Source organism: Shewanella sp. 0m-8 (genome assembly GCF_052977265.1).
Genome location: NZ_JBRIMB010000017.1, coordinates 13,175 through 31,242, shown reverse-complemented (window position 1 = coordinate 31,242; position 18,068 = coordinate 13,175). Strand labels below are relative to the sequence as shown.

The following is an 18,068-nucleotide window of genomic DNA, read 5'->3' as shown; positions in this document are numbered from 1 at the left end:
TCATGTCTGCTCAAGATATTATTTTAAGCTCTGGTACATCAGAGCTCACCCCTGCAGCGCAGGTACGACGTAAGTTAAGCAAAGTGGCAAAGTTATTCGACGCCACTAAGTGTAACGGTTGTAAAGCGTGTCAGGTTTCGTGTTCTGAATGGAACGACCTTAGAGCACCTGTGGGTAGCTTCCAAGGTTCTTACCAGAACCCAATGGACTTGTCTTCAGAGTGTTGGACACTGATGAAGTATAACGAAATTGAACAGGACAATAAGCTACGTTGGAACTTCACTCATAGCGCCTGTATGCACTGTGATGACCCCGCATGTTTAACGGCTTGTTCAACTAAAGGTGCCATTGTTCAGCATGCTAACGGCATTGTCGATTTTGATTCTGATAAGTGTATCGGTTGTGGTTACTGCGTAGTGGCTTGTCCGTTCGATGTACCAAGACTCGACCCAGTGGATCAAAAAGCCTACAAGTGCACCATGTGTTCAGACCGTCTACAAGTGGGCCAAGAGCCTGCCTGTGTGAAGTCTTGTATCACTGGCGCGCTGAAATACGGTACCCGTGAAGACATGCTATTTATTGCTGATTTGCGGATTAAAGAACTGCATAAGCGCGGCTTCGTTAATGCCGGCTTATATAACCCAGAAGGTGTGGGTGGTACAGGCATGATGATGATTCTGCATGATATCAATCAACCGCAGAATTACGGCCTACCAGCCGATCCAAAAACGAGTGTGCCAGTTAAGTTATGGCAAGACGTGGTTAAGCCATTGGGTGCGGCGGGGATCATCGCGACCGTGGCAGTGGCCTGCCTTCACCGTATCACTGTGGGCCGTAACCTCGTTGAAGAGGACGAGCCCGCACAGTTTGACCACACTCACTCAGATAAGTCAGATAAGGAGTAACGCTCATGCATAAGCAGAATATGATTTTGCGTCATAAGTTGTTCGACCGCATCTGTCACTGGTTTGTGGTTGCAACAGGTTTGGTGACATTCCTAACCGGCTTTGCTTTCTTCTTCCCATCATTTCAATGGTTGGGGTCGATTGCAGGTACGCCGCAAATGGCGCGCTTTGTTCACCCCATTGCCGGCTTGATGATGTGTCTGCCGTTAATGGTGATGCTAGTTCGCTATTACCATCATAACAAGTGGGAAAAGAATGACCTGAAATGGATGTTAGCCATCAAGGATGTGATGTTCGAAAACGAGGACAAGATCCCCGCTATCGGCCATTACAACCCGGGTCAAAAAGTGCTGTTTCGTACCTTTGTGGTGACCTCAATCGCATTGACGATTACCGGCATCATGATGTGGCAGCCTTACTTTGCCCCTTATTTTGAATCAAGCGCCATTGAGTGGGCCATTTTGATTCATGCAGTATCTGCACTGATCATGTTGATCTTTGTGATTGTGCATTTTTGGATGGCGACGTGGGTGGAAGGATCAGTTGCTGGCATGTTGTACGGCTATGTGTCGCGGGCTTGGTGCAAGAAGCATCACCCTAACATGCTAAACGATCCTGAATTAAAGACTAATAAGCAGGAAAAACACTAATTATGAGCACAGCAATACTCGACGCTGACAAGATCCCTGGACAGTCACTGGATATTAAAACCGTGATCGCAGCAGATCCACAGGCCGTTTATCAATTTAGAGCCAAGCGACTTGCAGAGCTAGCTGAAGGATCTGGATTAACAGAATACTTTGGCTTACTCGAGCAGTTAGTTGAGGCACAGCAAAAGGTAGCGGCACTTTACGGTGATGCGGCAAGTAGCTGCTTTGGTCCTAAGCCAACGCTAGATCTCAGCCAAAGCCAACCGATGGCGCAGCAGCACTTTGAGTGGGGAAATTATTGGCAGTCGGTATTGCTGGAGCTAATTAGTGAGCTAATGCCCAAAGTCAGTACTGAGTTACATGGGGTGCTAAAGGAACTCGCTAAGGCTGAAGGGGAGGTATTGCAAGGTTACGCCGAGTCGATGCTTGGCGGACACTTTGCACAAGTCCCTGCACAGTACAGCCTATTTATCTGGGCGGCGCTGTCAGTGTACTGGTCACATTGGGCGGTTGATGTTGCACAGGCTTTGGCTGATGAGGCAGAGGCACATAAACGCTTATGCCCAGTGTGTGGCAGCCACCCTGTGGGGAGCGTTATCAAGGAAGAGCCGCGTGTTGGCCTTCGCTACTTACATTGTAGCTTGTGTGAAACACAGTGGCATGAAGTGCGCGCCGAGTGCACTGCATGCGGCGAAAGCAAGGGCGTGTTCTTGTGGGCTGAAACCGAAACTAATGCCGCTATTCGGGTAGAAAGCTGCGACACCTGTAAGGGTTATACCAAGATGTTCTTTACTGACATCAACCCAAGATTAGAAGTAGCAGCCGACGACTTGGCGACCTTAGTGATGGATAGCCACTTGGTTGAGCAAGGATACAGTGTAACCACGGTAAACCCGTTGCTGCTGGCTCATGAGCAAGAGCCTCAGCTTGATAAAGAGCTTCAGCCAAGTGAAAAGCCTCTGCTTGATGAAGAGCCTCAGCCACATCAACAGCAAAAGGTTGGCGACATCCACTAGTACCACATAAGCCAATCAAGAGCCGCATTTCGGTGCGGCTCTTTTATTTGGCTAGTTCAATTAACTCATTTCTATAAACAGACAATCAGACGAAGACCTATGACTCAAGCTATAAGCCCTATACCGTTGTTTGCCCGCAATGGACAGCTTGCTACTGATACCTCAAGTGATAGGTTTTATCGATCAGCAGGGCAAACCCTGGATTAAGTCCTTGCTGGCACAAATGCTTAAAGATGCGCGGCAGCAAATTGCACTGCAGCAAAGCTTGCCAAGCTGGTGTTTGGACGTAAGCCTGATTGCCGAAGAGCTCGTTTGTCGTATTACTCGCGCGCAGCGCCAAAGCATGACCCCTGTGATTAACCTAACTGGCACCATATTGCACACTAACCTTGGCCGCTCGCAGATGTGTGAAGCAGCGATTAACGCGGTCACCCAAGTGATGCGCAGCCCGGTGCCACTTGAATTTGATATGGGCCAAGGTAAGCGCGGCCATCGTGACAGCGCAATATCAGCACTTATCCATGAGCTAACGGGCGCAGACAGTTGCTGTATCGTTAATAACAACGCTGCCGCGGTTTTATTGATGTTGGCCGCGACCGCCGCCGGTAAAGAGGTGATTGTATCGCGCGGTGAGCTGGTGGAAATTGGCGGCGCGTTTCGTATCCCTGATATTATGACGCAGGCGGGTTGCAAGCTGGTGGAAGTGGGCTGCACGAACCGCACTCATCTTAAAGATTACGCCGCCGCGATTACTGAAAACACCGCGGCAATTATGAAGGTGCACACCAGTAATTATCATATTAGTGGTTTTACTAAAGTTACCGAAGAAGCTGAATTAGCTGCACTGTGTAAAGAACGCGGCATCGCATTAATTTCCGATCTTGGCAGCGGCGCACTGACAGATCTATCGCGCTTTGGTTTATCAAAAGAGCCAATGCCGCAGCAGATGCTAAAAGATGGCGTCAATCTAGTGAGTTTTTCTGGCGATAAGCTGCTGGGTGGCCCGCAAGCTGGCTTAGTCGTTGGCGACGTAGAGCTAATCGCTAAGCTGCAAGCGCATCCATTAAAGCGTGCACTGCGCTGCGATAAAATGACCTTGGCTGCACTCGAGGCGACCTTGATGCAGTACCGCAATCCCGAAGCGCTAGATACCCAGTTACCTATCTTTAGAAAACTGTCTCGTCCTTTGGTTGAACTTGAACGGCTTGCACAAAAGCTTCAGCAGCAGTTAGCTGGTAACGTCAATATCAGCTTGTTTGATGTGACAATCAAATCTTGCCAAACCCAAGTGGGCAGCGGTTCGCAGCCAGACGTTCTACTGGAGTCCATCGCACTGTGTTTCTCTGTTAATCCTGCGACAGCAAAAAAATACAGCACACTAAGTGTGTTGCAACTGGATAAGCTATTTAAAGCCACAAGTACCCCTATTATCGGTCGTATTACGGCCAATCAATTGTGGCTAGATTTGCGTGGCACTGATAGTGACAGCCAGCTTATTGACGTCCTGACAACAAGCCTACTCAGCTTTGAGCAAAAGATCGTCGGTGAGCGAGAGCTCGCCGCAGCGCAAGAGCCTAGTCAAACGTCTGCAGCTAGCGTGGAGACAGCGTCATGATTATTGTTACTGCAGGTCATGTGGATCACGGCAAAACTAGCCTCATTCAAGCGCTAACTGGCACTGATGCCGACCGCTTACCAGAAGAAAAACAGCGCGGCATGACTATCGAACTGGGTTATGCCTTTATGGATCTCGCAGGTGGTGAGCGCCTGGCGTTTGTTGATGTGCCGGGCCACAGCAAGTTTATCAATACCATGCTCGCCGGAGTGAGCTGCGCTAAGCATGCGCTGCTGATCATCGCTTGTGATGATGGGGTGATGCCACAAACTCACGAGCATTTAGCCATTTTACAACTGCTTAATCTTGAACACTTAATCGTGGTACTCACCAAGCAGGATAAAGTTGATAGTGAACGGGCCGAGATGGTCAAGCTTGAGGTCAGTGAGCTACTGGCAACACATCAAAGACAAAGTGATATCTATGTAGTATCGGCGCAAACTGGCTTTGGTATTAGTGATTTAAGCGATGCGATTACCCAGCTTGCTGAAATACAAATGGCAAAGCTAAAACAGACTCGAGAGCAAGCCTGTTTTCGTATGGCAATCGACAGAGCCTTTAGCGTAAAAGGTGCAGGTCTTGTGGTCACCGGTACTGTGATTAGTGGCCAAGTTAGCCAGGGGCAAAGCCTGTATTTATCTGGCCAGCGAAAGCCGGTAAAAGTGAGAACCTTACATAGCCAAGGGCTGGTGAGCGATAGCGCGCAGCATTGTCAGCGAGTAGCACTGAACCTTACCGGCGTAGATCAACACCGCGGCGCAGAGCGCGGCGACTGGCTTACCGCGTTAGCACCTAGTGTTGCTGCTAATGAAGCGCCAAAAGTGATTTGTGGCGTATTTGAGTCTTGCTTGCCATTTAAGCACTGGCAAAGCGTGCAAGTGCATCTTGGTAATCGCCACACTACCGCGCGCTTAGGCTTACTGCAAAACCTGGCAGACGGCAGTGCCTTGGTTGAGCTGCAATGTGAGCAGCCACTAGGTTGTGTCGAGCAAGATCGCATTATAGTGCGCGACAGCGCCGCTAAAACCACCTTAGGTGCGCTGCGGGTGTTAGATATTAACCCGCCAACCCTTGCCAAGCGTAGCGTTGAGCGTTTAGCTTATTTAGAAAGCCTTAAGCTGTGCGGCTCGCTAACGGCGAGTTTGCAGGTGCAAATAAACCACCACTGCGTAGCAAAGTCCGCTTTTATGTGGGCGAATCAGTTGACTGAACAAACACCTTGTTTGGCTGATGAGCAGGTGATTAGTCTCGGTGGTTATCTGTTATCGAGCGGATTGCTTCAGCAGATTGAAGCGCAACTACTGGCACTTATCGCTAATTATCATCAGCAATCGCCTGAGCTATTAGGTTTGAGTATTAATCGCCTACAGCGCATGACTCATAACCAATATCCACTGCCTGTATTGTTGAAACTAACCGATAGCCTCAGAGAACAAAAGCAACTACAAAGCACGCGCGGCTTATTGCATCTGCCACGGCATAACCTAGCACTGTCGGATGCTGATCAGCAGCTGTGGTCGCAGATAAAGCAGCAACTGCTTAGTGCCAACAGCCCGTTATGGTCATCAGACTTAGCTCAAGCGTTAAATCTTGAGCTGACTGTCGTTCGCACGCTGTGCCGTAAGCTCATCCAGTTAGGGTATCTGTCGGCGATTATTAAAGACCGCTTTATGCTCACCGAAAGTCTGTATTTCTATGCCGATGTGATCCGCAAACAGATCGATATGGCTGGTGAGCTAAAAACTGCCGATTTCAATTCGATTATCAAATTAGGCCGCAAAGCCAGTATTCAGCTTTTAGAGTTTTATGACCGTAGTGGATTAACGTGGCGCAAGAAGAAAGATAATTCGAGAGTGATACGCGATAGCAGTATTTTTATCGCAAGTGATTTGGCGGAAGAACATAGGAGTTGAACCTACCCGGGACTGCTGGCAGCCCCACCTGGATTTGAAATCCAGACGTTTCACCGGAAACGACGTTCTTCCGTATCACTTGCGGAGAATAATAAGTAATTGTTTTTAGCTAGACAATATCAGTGGCAGGCTAACTTTATTAATTGTGAGTCTACATTGCATTTATCGATATTTAACATGATGAGTGGGACATTATTTACCAGGCACATAGAGTGCTGTGACGGTGGGGCTATAAATTTTAAACGATATTAATCGACTTATATATTGACTAAGTGTGAGTCCTATTTACCTCTATCCATTTATCGATATTCAGATCGCTAGATGGGACATTATTTAGCAGAAGAAATGGAACAGATATATGACGGAACTTGTGTGTGGCTTAAATAATATTACCGAGCAGACAGCAGTAACATGTTTTCGTAATGATAGAGAGCAGTCATTAATCGAAACGGTAGCGAAAGAGGTCAGAGTCGCGCTGATTTATAATGGTATTTCTCATGTCGTAATGATGGCCTGTCCAACGGCATTAAAAGAGTTCGCCATTGGCTTTAGCTTGTCAGAATCAATTATTGAAAGCGTACGTGATATCCGTTCGATTGAGATTGAAGCCATTGCCACTGGGGTGTTGGTGCATATTGAGGTTTCTCAGCGCTGCTTTATGCAGTTAAAACAGCATCGCCGCAGTCTTGCCGGCCGCACAGGGTGCGGCCTTTGCGGTGTCGAGCAGATAGAACAAACGGTGAAACCGACCGTAAAAGTCACAGGCACTGAAAAATTCAACCTAAACAGCTTAAAATTGGCATTATCTAATCTGCATAAGCATCAAAATGCATTTAATTTGACCGGTGCCACACATGCTGCTGCCACCTTGTCGGCAGAAGGTGATATTATGTGCTGCTTCGAAGATGTGGGGCGTCATGTCGCGCTAGATAAATTAATCGGTCATATCAGCTGTGATCCTCTGACTCGTCATTCGGCGTTGTTATTAACCAGTCGAGCCAGTTTTGAAATGGTGCAAAAAGCAGCTATTGCAAATATTAGTATTATATTTGCAATTTCTTCAGCAACTTCGTTAGCGATTGATATCGCAAACAGATCGAATATTACTTTGGTTGGGTTTTGTCGTGAAAATAGAGTGACAATATATACCCATCCTGAAAGGTTGTATTTATGTGATAAAACACTAAGTAATGTTGAAAATAATAACTTAGCTGTGATCTAGTTAAGCTTTTTACTCAGCGTTTAGTGTTCAGTGCGTGTTTCAAATTTTAGCCTTAAATTTAGTTGCTTAATTAATAACTTGGTTTTATTAGTTAGATAAAGGATTTAAGGCTGATTTTAAGTGCTTAATTTAAGCTTTTGGATCAAGTGCTTAAATTAAGTGTTTTATTTCATCTTCATGTTAGTTGGTAAATTTTAAATATGTGGTTAACGTTTAAAAATCAGTTTTTTATTAAATTCTGGTCGCCTTTTGCCGCCGTTATTGCAGCGGGTATATTGTCGACTTACTTTTTTGGCCTAACAGGCTCACTTTGGGCGGTTACCGGTGAGTTTACTCGCTGGGGTGGGCATATATTGCAGTGGTTTGGTGCTGAGCCAGAGTCATGGCAATACTTTCAAATCATCGGCTTACAAGGCACACCACTTGATCGCGTTGGCGGTGTGATGATTATTGGTATGTTTGGCGGTTGTATGGCTGCGGTGCTGTGGGCAAATAACCTAAAGCTGCGTATGCCTAGCTCTAAAAAGCGTATTGCGCAGGCATTAGTGGGCGGTATGATCGCAGGCTTTGGTGCGCGTTTGGCGATGGGCTGTAATTTGGCTGCCTTCTTTACGGGTATTCCGCAGTTTACTTTGCATGCCTGGATCTTTGCTTTTGCGGCTGCTGCGGGCACCTATATTGGCGCTAAGATCACTTTGCTACCGTTTTTCCGATCAACCGCCAGGCTAAAGTCGGGCAGTTTGAAGAAAATTGCTAAGCCAAATCCGAATCAAGTACAAAACCGTTTTCGCCTAGGTTGGCTGGTATTTGCGGCCATGATTGGCTTGTCGCTTTATGTGATGCAAAGCTCGACTAAGCTTAGTATTGCCATGTTTATGGGCATGATGTTTGGTCTATTGATTGAGCGTGCGCAGATCTGCTTTACCTCAGCATTTAGAGACATGTGGATCACCGGTCGTACTCATATGGCTAAGGCGATTATTTTAGGCATGGCGGTGAGTGTTATTGGCATCTATAGCTACGTGCAGCTAGGCATGACACCTAAAACATTATGGGCCGGCCCGAATGCGGTCATTGGTGGCTTGCTGTTTGGTATTGGTATTGTGATCGCGGGCGGTTGTGAAACCGGTTGGATGTACCGAGCACTTGAAGGCCAAGTGCACTTTTGGTGGGTCGGTATTGGTAATATTATTGGCGCAACGATTCTGGCTTATTACTGGGATAGCTTAGCGGCTCCGTTAGCAACGAGTTGGGATAAAGTGAACCTGCTCGATGTATTTGGTCCATTAGGTGGCTTAGGTGTGACTTACTTGCTTTTGGGCTTGTCGTTTGTGCTGATTTTAATGTGGGAACAACACTTCTTTAAAAAGCAAAAGCGTCAGCAACAAGCCGTTGCAGCAAAGCTTGCAGAGCTAGCCTCTGCGCCAGTAGCAGCAGTGCCAGTAGCACCAACGATTCAAAGCTAACAAGCCTTGATAGGAGTTGGTAGGGCAGCAGTTACCTGTCGTTATTGAGAGCGAGTAACTATTAGCTATCAACTCTCAAGGAATGAATTGATTTACTTTATATGCGGCGCAAGCTGACTTGAGCCGCCCCTTTGCTGAGGAGCATATTATGCCAGCATCTATCGTACCTGATTACAATTTAGAAATTTATGGTGAGCCTTGTCCTTACCCAGCCGTTGCTACTCTTGAAGCTATGGCGTCACTCAAGTCGGGTGAAGTGTTAGAAGTGATTACCGACTGCTCGCAGTCAATCAACAATATTCCTAACGACGCCAAGAACCACGGCTATGAAGTGTTAGATATCAGCCAGCAAGGCGTGATGTTACGCTTTTTGCTTAAGAAGTAAGAAGTAAGCAGTCAGCGTTGATTCTGGCAATAAAAAAGGCACTCATAGAGTGCCTTTTCTTTTGCTTATTTTATGTCAATCATCATTAGCGAGTGAGCATTGAAGCGTATTTAGCTAACCTGAACTAGTTCGGTAATTCTGCATTGTGGTAGACGTTCTGTACGTCATCACAATCTTCAAGGGCAGCAAGGAACTTTTCGAACTGCTCAATCTCTTCTGCATCAGTAATAGCAGTCATTGTCTGTGGTAAGAAAGTAATTTCTTCCATAACATAGTCAGTGTCTTCTGGTAGCTCAGCAGCTAATGCTGTTTTCACTTTGAAGAATTCTGTATGCGGCGCGTATACGCTGATCATGCCATCTTCTAACTCTACGTCAGATACATCAACGTCAGCCATCATTAGCATTTCAAGGATGGCATCTTCGTCATCACCGGCGAATACGAATACCGCTTGATGATCGAACATATGACCAACAGTACCAGGGCCGCCGAGCTTAGCATCATTTTTAACGAATGCTTGGCGAACTTCAGTGAAAGTACGCTTAACGTTATCAGTTAAGCAGTCGGCAATAACCATGCAACCGCCAGGACCAAAACCTTCATAGCGTGCAGTTTCATAATCTTCACCACCGCCGCCACGGGCTTTTTCAATAGCACGCTCAATAACGTGTGCAGGTACTTGGTCTTTCTTTGCTTTGGCAATCATGGTGCGAAGCGCAAGGTTGCCGTCAGGATCGAAACCACCATTCTTGGCGCAAACGTACAGCTCTTTCCCGTATCGAGAATAGATTCTGGTTTTTTGCCCAGCGGTTTTCGCCATGGATTCTTTCTTGTTTTGGTATGCTCTGCCCATCTTGATCTTTCTCACTAAGCTTAAAAAATTGCCAGCAATGTTAGCAGCTTTATCGAAATAAATCAGCCGCAGGCCTTTAAAAATGCTAAACGCAGCGATTAATTTTGTTTAATAGCAGTAACTAAGAGTACTAAAGACCACCGGCCTAGTGTTTCCTGTTGTTTGCTTTGTTCTTTCGGGCACTCATTCGTGGGGCGGTAAGTGCGTTTATACGTTACTTTATGAACATGGCTAGTATGCGGTCTGTTCATTTTTTTCTCACTGTCCCCCTCCCTTTTGAGTGTTATTGATGCCGGTAAATATGCCCAGTTAATGTGAGGCTTCGATTACAGCTGTTGTCAGGGTTGTGTTTAAGTTTTTGTATTGTGCTTGCATTGTATTTTTATTTTAATTGCGTTTGTATTGCGCGATGTTAATCGGTTATTTAACTTAAACTGACAATCTATTATTTTAAATGTTTATCATTATTATTTGAACGTTGCTTTACAGTATGCCACTCGATTAATTAATTATTAAATCCATTACTTCTGCCTGTTATTTTTTCATCAAGTTTTATACCGATTTTGATTTGTTAGTTATTGTTTTAACTGTGTTTTGTTTTTAAGTGCTTGTTGTGGTGTAATTAATTGAACATTAAATAATTAGCGTATTATTTATGTGTGTTTATTTATGTGAACTCTACCTCGTAATAAATAGGTTGTTGAGAAATTAGTCACAAAAATAAGCTGTTACTACTAATAAGGTATTTGCGGGGGAGTAAAAGATCACGACTTAATAAAAATTATGGAGTGATGATGAAAAAATTTAATAAATGCAGTGTGGCGTTAATCGTTGCCACCGCTTTCGGTCTAGCTGCCTGTAGCGATGGTAAAGACGGTAATGATGGTGAAGATGGCACCAGTCCTCTACCACCGGTTGTCGAGGTTACTGAAGCCACTAATGTTGCAATGCTTGGCTATACGCTTGAAGAGGGCGCTGTACGCTTTGAGTTTGAAGTGACCAACGAAGAAGGCTTACTGGTAAGTGGGCTTGAAAAAGTGAGCGCTGAAGTGGCGGCTTTGACCGATAAAGGCATCGCACGGAGTCGCCCCGATTTTGAGGGGACAATCGTAGGTGGCAGCGCTAATGAGGCTACCGAAGGTGCGAGCTTGACCATGACTGAAGATGGCCGTTATGAGTTTTTAGCGCCTATGCCAGCAGTCAACGCTGGTACAGAAGGCATCATTCGTATCGCTGTTGGTGGCGGTGAGAATATTGCTAAGTCAAATTATATCGTGGTTGATAAGTCAGAAGGCCTACACACCACATCAACGGCAACCTGTCATGGTTGTCACGTCGATTACGCCGCATCTAACTTAAAGCATCCAAGCTACACCGCAATTAACACTGACGGTGAAACTGACTTAGTCGCGGGTTGTATGGTGTGCCACGGCAATGTGGTGCGTGATGACGGTGGTTATGCGCGTAACTCAATGCAAAAGATTGGTCATATCAATCACCAGAAATTTGAAAAAGATTTCGAACCAGCCAATTGTTATACCTGTCATGCTGAGCCTATAACTAAGGTTAATAGCATGAGTACTTGTACCGACTGTCACGATGCTGCTGGTGTCGGCACGGCGGCCGTTGCGATGACGTATAGTGGCTTTAGTGAGTCTGATGATGTGCGTTTATTCCATAAGAAAGTTGCGGAAAAAGCTCTGGTACGTGATGAGCATGCTGCAACAGTTTCAGCGCCTTATATGGCTGCTGATGGTGGCTATTGTACTGATATCGCTTTATTTAAAGGTGAAGAACAGCTAAATCTAGAAACGTTGCAGGCTGATGGCACTGTCTCTTATTTAGGGGCTTATTTACACGGCTATGATAATGCATCAATTGTTGGCCGCGCAGCGAGAACGAGCACTACAACGTACGATGCTAACGGGACTGCGTCGATCTGTTTTGCTAGCTTGGATGCAACATTCCCTGAATTAATGGCCAGCTCACGTATCACCTTTAACTTTGGCTCAGATGCTAGTTATGATGGCGTCACACTTCATGGTTATTCTGACATGATGTCGGGTACGTTATATGAGCGTCGCCATAGCGTTACGATTGATAGCTGTAGCACTTGTCATAACAACGAAACTAACTACCATAAAAACGGCAGCTATGCCGACGGTGGCTTAGGTTGTGTGGCGTGTCATAACAATGGTCAAGACCGTAGCTCTAAGAATTCAGCACCAGGCTTTGGTCCTATGGTCCACAGTATGCATTGGGGCGAAGGTAGCTCTGCGATAACGGGTGAGCCAAACTCAGCCACTAAGCTAAATGCTGAAAACTGTGTGGCGTGTCATGCCGAGGGGATTGATCTTAACGCGGTGCCAAACCAGTACATGTTGTCTAAAGCGTTCAACGGCGGTACTTCCGGTGTCGCATCAAGTCCAGTAACGGCAAATTGCTATGCTTGTCATGATAGTGATCAGGCGCTGAACCATATGAAGGCAAATGGTGGTGAAATCAATATTCCGGTAGATACTAAGGGTGACTGGTACAGCCAAGGTACGTCAGAGTCTTGTGCAACTTGCCATGCTGAAGGTCGTTCATACGGTATTGAAAAATACCACGTATTTGACCGCAAAGAATAAAAAGTAAGGGTTAGCGCTCCCTGCAATTAGCTAACCCATATCTTTTTTGGGCTCTTATACAGAGCCCTTTTTAATTTCTGTTTTTATCCTGATGAAGTGCTAGACTGCTGCTCTATTGCGTTGTTTAGGAGTGCTTCCTATGCTTTGGAAATCTTTATCTTTTTCTGAGCTTTCATTGAATGAATTGTATGATTTGTTAAAACTCAGAGTTGACGTATTTGTGGTAGAGCAAAACTGCCCTTATCCTGAACTCGATAATAAAGATCGCCTGAGTCAGACTCAGCATCTTTTAGGAGTTAATGAGCAAGGCATTATTCAAGCCTATGCTCGAGTGCTCGCGCCTGGCGTGAGTTATCCAGATGCGAGTATTGGTCGAGTGATTGTGGCTGAGGCTGCTCGTGGTGGTGGTATTGCGCATACATTGATGCAAAAAGCGATTGCGATTTCGAGCAAGAAGTGGCCTGAGCATAATATTCAGCTTGGCGGCCAAGAGCACTTAAAAGGCTTTTACCAACACTTAGGTTTTGAGCCGGTCTCTGAGATGTATTTAGAAGATGGGATCCCACATTTGGATATGTTGTTAACGCTTAAACACTAATTTCAAATGCAGAAAAGCGCACATAGGTGCGCTTTTTTATTGATCATTGAGCAGCAGGTTTAAGCTCTTAGCGTTACTTCTGGCTTGTAGTCGACATCACCATTTTTATTGATCACTGCAAGCGTTTTGTTTTGCATAATAAACGCGAGTGGCCCAGCAGACAGATGACGGACAAAAAGTAACCTGAAGCCAAATTTATGTAGATCATACAGAGCAATCTTTTGCTCTGCGCTCATGGTATCCCAATGAGTATCATGAGCAAGTGCAGTCCCTCGCTTTTCTTTAGAATGTAATGCAATTAGCATAATATCTCTCTATAAGTTAGCGTGTTTATATCACTAGATATTAATTATACAACGGCTGTCTAATATAACCGTTTTTTAAGCAGTTAGGCATGGGGTTATTCAGAAAATAGTTGTTTTTTTTAGTGAAAATTGGTCAACTTTTTAAATCTATACAACAAACGTATTAAGGAGTTAGCAGTGCTTAGCTATATTGAACCTGTATTTCGTCCACCATCAGAATGGAAGTCGCTGATCTTACAGGTGACCAATGGCTGTAGTTGGAATCAATGTAGTTTTTGCGATATGTACACTGAGCCGCAGAAGCGTTTTAGGGCGCAAAAGGCTGACAAGATAGAGCAAGATCTTATTGCCGTAGCTAACTCATCAGCACATATCTCTCGGGTTTTCTTAGCCGATGGTGATGCGATGACGCTGCCCTTCGCACGCCTCGAAAGCATCTGTTTGTTGATAAAACAATATCTCCCGAATGTGACTCGAATAAGCAGCTACTGTTTGCCTCGTAATATCAATAATAAGACCCCTGAACAGTTGCAACGGTTAAGAGAGCTTGGGTTAAGTTTGCTTTATATTGGCTGCGAGAGTGGTGATGATGAAGTGCTGGCTAGGATCAATAAAGGTGAAACCTTTGCATCTTCCTTAGCGGCATTACAGAAAATTAAAGCCGCGGGGATCAAAGCGTCAGTGATGATTTTAAATGGCTTAGGTGGTGTTGAATTATCAAGGCAGCACGCCGAGAATTCGGCCAAGTTGATGAACGCAGCACAACCAGAATATCTGTCGACCTTAGTGGTGACATTGCCTTTAGGCACACAGAGGATGGACGCGGCTTTTGATGGCGAGTTTCGGTTACCCAACCAGTCTCAATTGTTTGAGGAGATGCATACGCTATTGAGCCATCTTGAGCTAGAGAAGACCGTATTTCGGTCAGACCATGCTTCTAATTACCTGGTGTTAAAAGGTGTGCTGGGCAAAGATAAAGAGGCATTGGTGGAGCAAGTTGCGGCCGCAATGAATACTCCTGAGCGAATTCAGTTACGGCAAGAGTGGCAAAGAGGGCTGTAAGGATTTAATACTCTTGGTATTGCCAACCTAGTTTATGTTGCTTTGCTGTTTTAATGTGTTCGCGACATCTAAGCACTGGTCTTTAAACCACTGGATTAACGGGTCTTTGTGAACTCTGGCATGCCAGTAAAGGGTGCTGTCTAGTTGAGGCAGCTCTTTAAGCACTACCGCTTCTAATCTCGATTGCCACTTTTCTGATGCCAGCGTTCGCTGCGATACAAAACCGACATGTTTTCCTGCTAGCAAGCCTTGTAGCAATACTTGAAACGAGCCACTAATAAGGGTGATTTTACGCTGCAACTGGTTATGTAATGCCAGTTGAGTTATCTCAGCTTCAACTGAGTTTGAAGCTGAATACTCGGCGGTATCATATGCAAAAATTTGCGCTAATGTCGGTTGCTTAATTTTAGCTAAAGGATGATGTCGACTATAGGCGGCACAGTAATTATCACTACTGATATGGCGCCCATGGATATTGGCTGGAGGCGTATCTGTGCCCGCTGCTGCGATATCAATCTCACCGGACTCTAGCAAGGAAAAAACATCCTTGGGTTTATGGACAAATTCGAGCTCTACATTAGGCGCTGACATGAGTATTTTATCTAGCAGTATCGGGATCATTGTCTGGGTGAGGTCGTCCATAAACGCAATACGGATCACCCCATGACTTTTCATTGGATCGAACGCGCTCTGAGAGATGAGCCGCTCACTCAGTTGCAGCCATTCTGTGAGTGAACTATAGAGGCGTAATGCTTTACTGGTAGCCTTAATGCCTTGTCCCTGTTTTACAAATAGTGGGTCATCAAAAACGGCGCGAAGTTTTTTTAAATTTTGACTCATCGCTGGCTGAGATATATCTAGCCTTTCAGCACTTTTAGAGACGCTTTGCTCTTCAATCAAAATGGCTAAACTGAGTAATAAGTTTAAGTCGCATTGCTGAATAATTTTTAAATCTGTTGGGTTCATAAGGCTTTTTCTACAAGTAGATGTTTATGGCATAGTGCGATGATCTGACGTCTAAACCATTGTTGTAATTCAGGGGCTCTTTGATGGCGATCCCAGCAGACTTTTAGCTCAAGATTAATCGGTGAACCTAACCAGTCGAAATTTTTAGTCTCATCTTCAGGCAAAATTCTCATAGCAAAATGCGGCAGTAAGGTGACGGTATTATTTGTTTGTAGGGCATAAAGCAGGGCACTTAATGAATTTGTCGTTAAGGTATAAGCGGCATCGAGTGCATTTAGGTCCTCTAGCGCTTCAATGGAGTGTAATTGGTTATGCTCTTGAAATTGATAGCGTAATAGCTTAATTGCATCTTTGTCTGAGTGAAGGTTTTTCTGATTGGTCGTTTTGTGGGTGACCATTTGCCAAGGTGCTCGACCTATTGCAGTGCTAACAATTGGAGTGGAGACATTATCGTAAAAGCCAATAACGACATCAGCTTGCCCACGTCTGAGTAGTTGAAATCCGTTGGCATTTTGAGAAATATATTCTAGTTCAATACCGGGAGCCTGTTCACTCATGAGCTCAATTAATGGCGCAATAATCAGCTGGGCGGTAATATCGTTCATAATGAATCGGATGCGCCCTTGAGCCGTTTTGGGGTTGAAATGTTCGGCTTCTAATAATCGAGCTGTTTTGTCTAGTAAGGGGGTTAACTCCAAAGCAATGGCTTGCGCTTTGTTGGTTAGTGTCATGCCATTGTTGCTCTTTAGCAGTAATGGGTCGGCAAACATTAATCGTAAGCGTTTGAGTATTTGACTCATCGCTGACTGGGAAAGGCCTAGATGTTTAGCGGCATTAGAAACATGAGCCTCTTTTAGCAAGACAGCAAGGGCAAGTAATAAATTGAGGTCGCAATTTTTAAGACGTTCAAGATTAAGCTGAGTAAGCATTATGTTACCTAGTCCCTATTAACAATCTGACTATAAATGATAAATCTCAGCTTGAATAGGCGATGATGACATGAATCAATTTGGAGACCATCAAAGCCATCCTTGGCTCATGTCTGTCCATGTTTACCCTTAAATAAGCGTAATTTGTCCAGTAGTGTCCTTGGTAAGCATGCACATTAACCGCCTTGGTTAACGTGAGCCTTACGCCCCTTCGCCTTATCAGCCTAAAGGGATCCTTGAGTACCATGTCGCAGTCCTTGCTCAGTCGGGTCCATATTAATGATACGATTTCTAACGGATGACTTAAGAGACAATAACGGTTTCTTGGCTGGTTAACGTTACAATAACGCGGCGCTCTAATGCACGACCTTTACGTGAATCAGCATGGGCATCTTGATCACCGATGGCATCAGTATCAATACGCTCTACATCAACACCGTGAGAAGTTAAGTATGCTTCTACCTGCTGTACACGCTTTTCTGACAGCTTAAGATTGTATTGGCTATTACCTTGGTTATCAGATTGGCCATTGAGTAAAATAACATCTTGAACGGTTTGCTTAGAAAGCTGGATCACGTCATCCAATTTTGCCTTCGCTTCGCTATTGAGTTCTGCTGAGTCGAAACCAAATAGCACCGCGACACTGCTTTGTTCTGTGACGACTTCATATTCAGGTGCTGGTACTGGCTCAGGTCTAGGCATTGGCTTAGTTTGCTTTTCGATAACAGCGGGTAAGATCGCTGCGGTTGTTGCAGCAGGCTTAACACCAAAGCGGTAAGTTAACTGTAGGCCAACAGTTTGCGCATCCATGTTTGCCGTGTTCCATGCCGTTTCATCAATGTTAGCGAAACGACGGTATTTAGCTGAAATCGCCAATGAGTCTGTGATGTTATAGCCCACGCCAGCGCCAAAGTAAGGAGCCGTATCGGTTGCGCTAACGTATTGGTTAGCGTTTATTTGGTGAGATAAATGATACTGGAAAGCACCCGCTTCACCGGTTAAGAACCATTTTTCAGACAGTGGCAATGTACCAACAAGGCCTAAAGTAAAGCCATCAACATCTATCGATTGGCTACCGTCTAAACCACCCCATTGGTGAGTGTCATCATCAGTCCCCAGATCTTGCCAGCCAGCTTCAAAGGCCAGGTATTTGTTTAGTTGATAACCGACTAGGGCATTCCAGGCTAAGTCGCTGTCGTCGCCTAGATGGCTTATCGCGTCTACTGACTCATAGTTGCTTTGGCCTGCGCCAGCGCCAATGTACCAAGTATTATCCACGTCTGCCGCGTTGGCATATCCGCATGTACTTAATAATGCTAATGCGAGCACTGTTTTGTTCATCATATTGTCTCCATTGAATTTTAATATACTTTATCTGTGCATCTTTCAATGGCGGCATTCTGCAGTATTCGTTAAATCAGAGCGATACAGCAAAACGAATAACGATTATTTGTTTTACTTATGACTTGTGGCTGATATGACTCTTAATAGCCTAAAAATGGTTTGTGGCTGGCTTTTGTTATAAGTAGATTAGATGATGAAAAATACCAATA

16 protein-coding genes and 1 tRNA gene are annotated in these 18,068 nt (G+C 45.1%); 11 read left to right on the top strand and 6 right to left on the bottom strand.

Annotated elements, in window-relative coordinates:
- Positions 1–2 precede the first annotated feature (2 nt).
- From fdxH to selB, 5 genes are all read left to right on the top strand, one after another.
- Entirely contained in the window at positions 3–905 is a 903-nt protein-coding gene (gene fdxH / locus ACVBIO_RS10495; RefSeq protein ID WP_447172547.1) for a formate dehydrogenase subunit beta, read from the top strand.
- A gap of 5 nt (positions 906–910) precedes the next feature.
- Positions 911–1,555 carry a formate dehydrogenase subunit gamma gene (locus ACVBIO_RS10490; protein WP_447163861.1) on the top strand — a complete coding sequence of 215 codons (645 nt, stop codon included), beginning with the start codon at positions 911–913 and terminating at the stop codon, positions 1,553–1,555.
- Between the two features lie 2 nt (positions 1,556–1,557).
- A complete protein-coding gene (fdhE, locus tag ACVBIO_RS10485) occupies positions 1,558–2,571 on the top strand; it encodes a formate dehydrogenase accessory protein FdhE (RefSeq protein ID WP_447172546.1) in 1,014 nt (337 codons plus the stop codon).
- 130 nt (positions 2,572–2,701) lie between these two features.
- Positions 2,702–4,186 carry an L-seryl-tRNA(Sec) selenium transferase gene (selA, locus tag ACVBIO_RS10480; protein WP_447172545.1) on the top strand — a complete coding sequence of 495 codons (1,485 nt, stop codon included), beginning with the start codon at positions 2,702–2,704 and terminating at the stop codon, positions 4,184–4,186.
- Positions 4,183–6,099, top strand: coding sequence for a selenocysteine-specific translation elongation factor (gene selB / locus ACVBIO_RS10475; protein ID WP_447172544.1), 1,917 nt, complete (start codon positions 4,183–4,185; stop codon positions 6,097–6,099). Before selA ends, selB begins: the two co-directional genes overlap by 4 nt.
- On the opposite strand, the gene ACVBIO_RS10470 is transcribed toward selB, so the two are convergent.
- A tRNA-Sec gene (locus ACVBIO_RS10470) sits at positions 6,077–6,171 on the bottom strand. The two genes, selB and ACVBIO_RS10470, sit on opposite strands and share 23 nt — an antisense overlap.
- Before the next feature lie 286 nt (positions 6,172–6,457).
- Here ACVBIO_RS10470 and fdhD point away from each other — a divergent pair.
- From fdhD to yedF, 3 genes are all read left to right on the top strand, one after another.
- Positions 6,458–7,321: a formate dehydrogenase accessory sulfurtransferase FdhD gene (fdhD, locus tag ACVBIO_RS10465; protein ID WP_447163865.1), complete on the top strand. Its 864-nt coding sequence runs from the start codon at positions 6,458–6,460 to the stop codon at positions 7,319–7,321.
- Between the two features lie 200 nt (positions 7,322–7,521).
- Complete coding sequence (yedE, locus tag ACVBIO_RS10460; RefSeq protein WP_447172543.1) at positions 7,522–8,787, top strand: selenium metabolism membrane protein YedE/FdhT; 1,266 nt, start codon at positions 7,522–7,524, stop codon at positions 8,785–8,787.
- Between the two features lie 148 nt (positions 8,788–8,935).
- Positions 8,936–9,172 carry a sulfurtransferase-like selenium metabolism protein YedF gene (yedF, locus tag ACVBIO_RS10455; protein ID WP_447160815.1) on the top strand — a complete coding sequence of 79 codons (237 nt, stop codon included), beginning with the start codon at positions 8,936–8,938 and terminating at the stop codon, positions 9,170–9,172.
- 124 nt (positions 9,173–9,296) lie between these two features.
- Here yedF and ACVBIO_RS10450 read toward each other — a convergent pair whose 3' ends face one another.
- Positions 9,297–10,025, bottom strand: a complete 729-nt coding sequence (locus tag ACVBIO_RS10450; protein WP_447160816.1) for a YebC/PmpR family DNA-binding transcriptional regulator — start codon at positions 10,023–10,025, stop codon at positions 9,297–9,299.
- A gap of 794 nt (positions 10,026–10,819) precedes the next feature.
- Here ACVBIO_RS10450 and ACVBIO_RS10445 point away from each other — a divergent pair.
- Together ACVBIO_RS10445 and ACVBIO_RS10440 are read left to right on the top strand one after the other, a co-directional pair.
- A complete protein-coding gene (locus ACVBIO_RS10445) occupies positions 10,820–12,655 on the top strand; it encodes a multiheme c-type cytochrome (RefSeq protein ID WP_447172542.1) in 1,836 nt (611 codons plus the stop codon).
- Between the two features lie 139 nt (positions 12,656–12,794).
- Entirely contained in the window at positions 12,795–13,253 is a 459-nt protein-coding gene (locus tag ACVBIO_RS10440) for a GNAT family N-acetyltransferase (protein ID WP_447160818.1), read from the top strand.
- A 59-nt stretch (positions 13,254–13,312) separates the two neighbouring features.
- Here ACVBIO_RS10440 and ACVBIO_RS10435 read toward each other — a convergent pair whose 3' ends face one another.
- Positions 13,313–13,558: a hypothetical protein gene (locus ACVBIO_RS10435; RefSeq protein WP_447172541.1), complete on the bottom strand. Its 246-nt coding sequence runs from the start codon at positions 13,556–13,558 to the stop codon at positions 13,313–13,315.
- A 177-nt stretch (positions 13,559–13,735) separates the two neighbouring features.
- Here ACVBIO_RS10435 and ACVBIO_RS10430 point away from each other — a divergent pair, with 177 nt between their 5' ends.
- On the top strand, positions 13,736–14,620 hold the full coding sequence (locus ACVBIO_RS10430; RefSeq protein WP_447172540.1) for a radical SAM protein: 885 nt from the start codon (positions 13,736–13,738) through the stop codon (positions 14,618–14,620).
- A 27-nt stretch (positions 14,621–14,647) separates the two neighbouring features.
- Here the strand turns inward: ACVBIO_RS10430 and ACVBIO_RS10425 are convergent, their stop codons facing one another.
- The 3 genes from ACVBIO_RS10425 to ACVBIO_RS10415 all read right to left on the bottom strand — a co-directional run bounded on the left by ACVBIO_RS10425 (position 14,648) and on the right by ACVBIO_RS10415 (position 17,859).
- Positions 14,648–15,586, bottom strand: a complete 939-nt coding sequence (locus ACVBIO_RS10425; protein ID WP_447172539.1) for a LysR substrate-binding domain-containing protein — start codon at positions 15,584–15,586, stop codon at positions 14,648–14,650.
- Complete coding sequence (locus tag ACVBIO_RS10420; protein WP_447172538.1) at positions 15,583–16,515, bottom strand: LysR family transcriptional regulator; 933 nt, start codon at positions 16,513–16,515, stop codon at positions 15,583–15,585. Before ACVBIO_RS10420 ends, ACVBIO_RS10425 begins: the two co-directional genes overlap by 4 nt.
- Before the next feature lie 303 nt (positions 16,516–16,818).
- A complete protein-coding gene (locus ACVBIO_RS10415) occupies positions 16,819–17,859 on the bottom strand; it encodes an outer membrane beta-barrel protein (protein ID WP_447160823.1) in 1,041 nt (346 codons plus the stop codon).
- Positions 17,860–18,068 lie beyond the last annotated feature (209 nt).

Coding starts and splice junctions, on each gene's coding strand:
- ACVBIO_RS10445 (WP_447172542.1), top strand. CDS start 10,820: ATGAAAAAATTTAATAAATGCAGTGTGGCGTTAATCGTTGCCACCGCT.
- ACVBIO_RS10440 (WP_447160818.1), top strand. CDS start 12,795: ATGCTTTGGAAATCTTTATCTTTTTCTGAGCTTTCATTGAATGAATTG.
- ACVBIO_RS10415 (WP_447160823.1), bottom strand. CDS start 17,859: ATGATGAACAAAACAGTGCTCGCATTAGCATTATTAAGTACATGCGGA.
- yedF (WP_447160815.1), top strand. CDS start 8,936: ATGCCAGCATCTATCGTACCTGATTACAATTTAGAAATTTATGGTGAG.
- fdhE (WP_447172546.1), top strand. CDS start 1,558: ATGAGCACAGCAATACTCGACGCTGACAAGATCCCTGGACAGTCACTG.
- yedE (WP_447172543.1), top strand. CDS start 7,522: ATGTGGTTAACGTTTAAAAATCAGTTTTTTATTAAATTCTGGTCGCCT.
- ACVBIO_RS10435 (WP_447172541.1), bottom strand. CDS start 13,558: ATGCTAATTGCATTACATTCTAAAGAAAAGCGAGGGACTGCACTTGCT.
- ACVBIO_RS10450 (WP_447160816.1), bottom strand. CDS start 10,025: ATGGGCAGAGCATACCAAAACAAGAAAGAATCCATGGCGAAAACCGCT.
- ACVBIO_RS10490 (WP_447163861.1), top strand. CDS start 911: ATGCATAAGCAGAATATGATTTTGCGTCATAAGTTGTTCGACCGCATC.
- fdhD (WP_447163865.1), top strand. CDS start 6,458: ATGACGGAACTTGTGTGTGGCTTAAATAATATTACCGAGCAGACAGCA.
- fdxH (WP_447172547.1), top strand. CDS start 3: ATGTCTGCTCAAGATATTATTTTAAGCTCTGGTACATCAGAGCTCACC.
- ACVBIO_RS10420 (WP_447172538.1), bottom strand. CDS start 16,515: ATGCTTACTCAGCTTAATCTTGAACGTCTTAAAAATTGCGACCTCAAT.
- selB (WP_447172544.1), top strand. CDS start 4,183: ATGATTATTGTTACTGCAGGTCATGTGGATCACGGCAAAACTAGCCTC.
- ACVBIO_RS10425 (WP_447172539.1), bottom strand. CDS start 15,586: ATGAACCCAACAGATTTAAAAATTATTCAGCAATGCGACTTAAACTTA.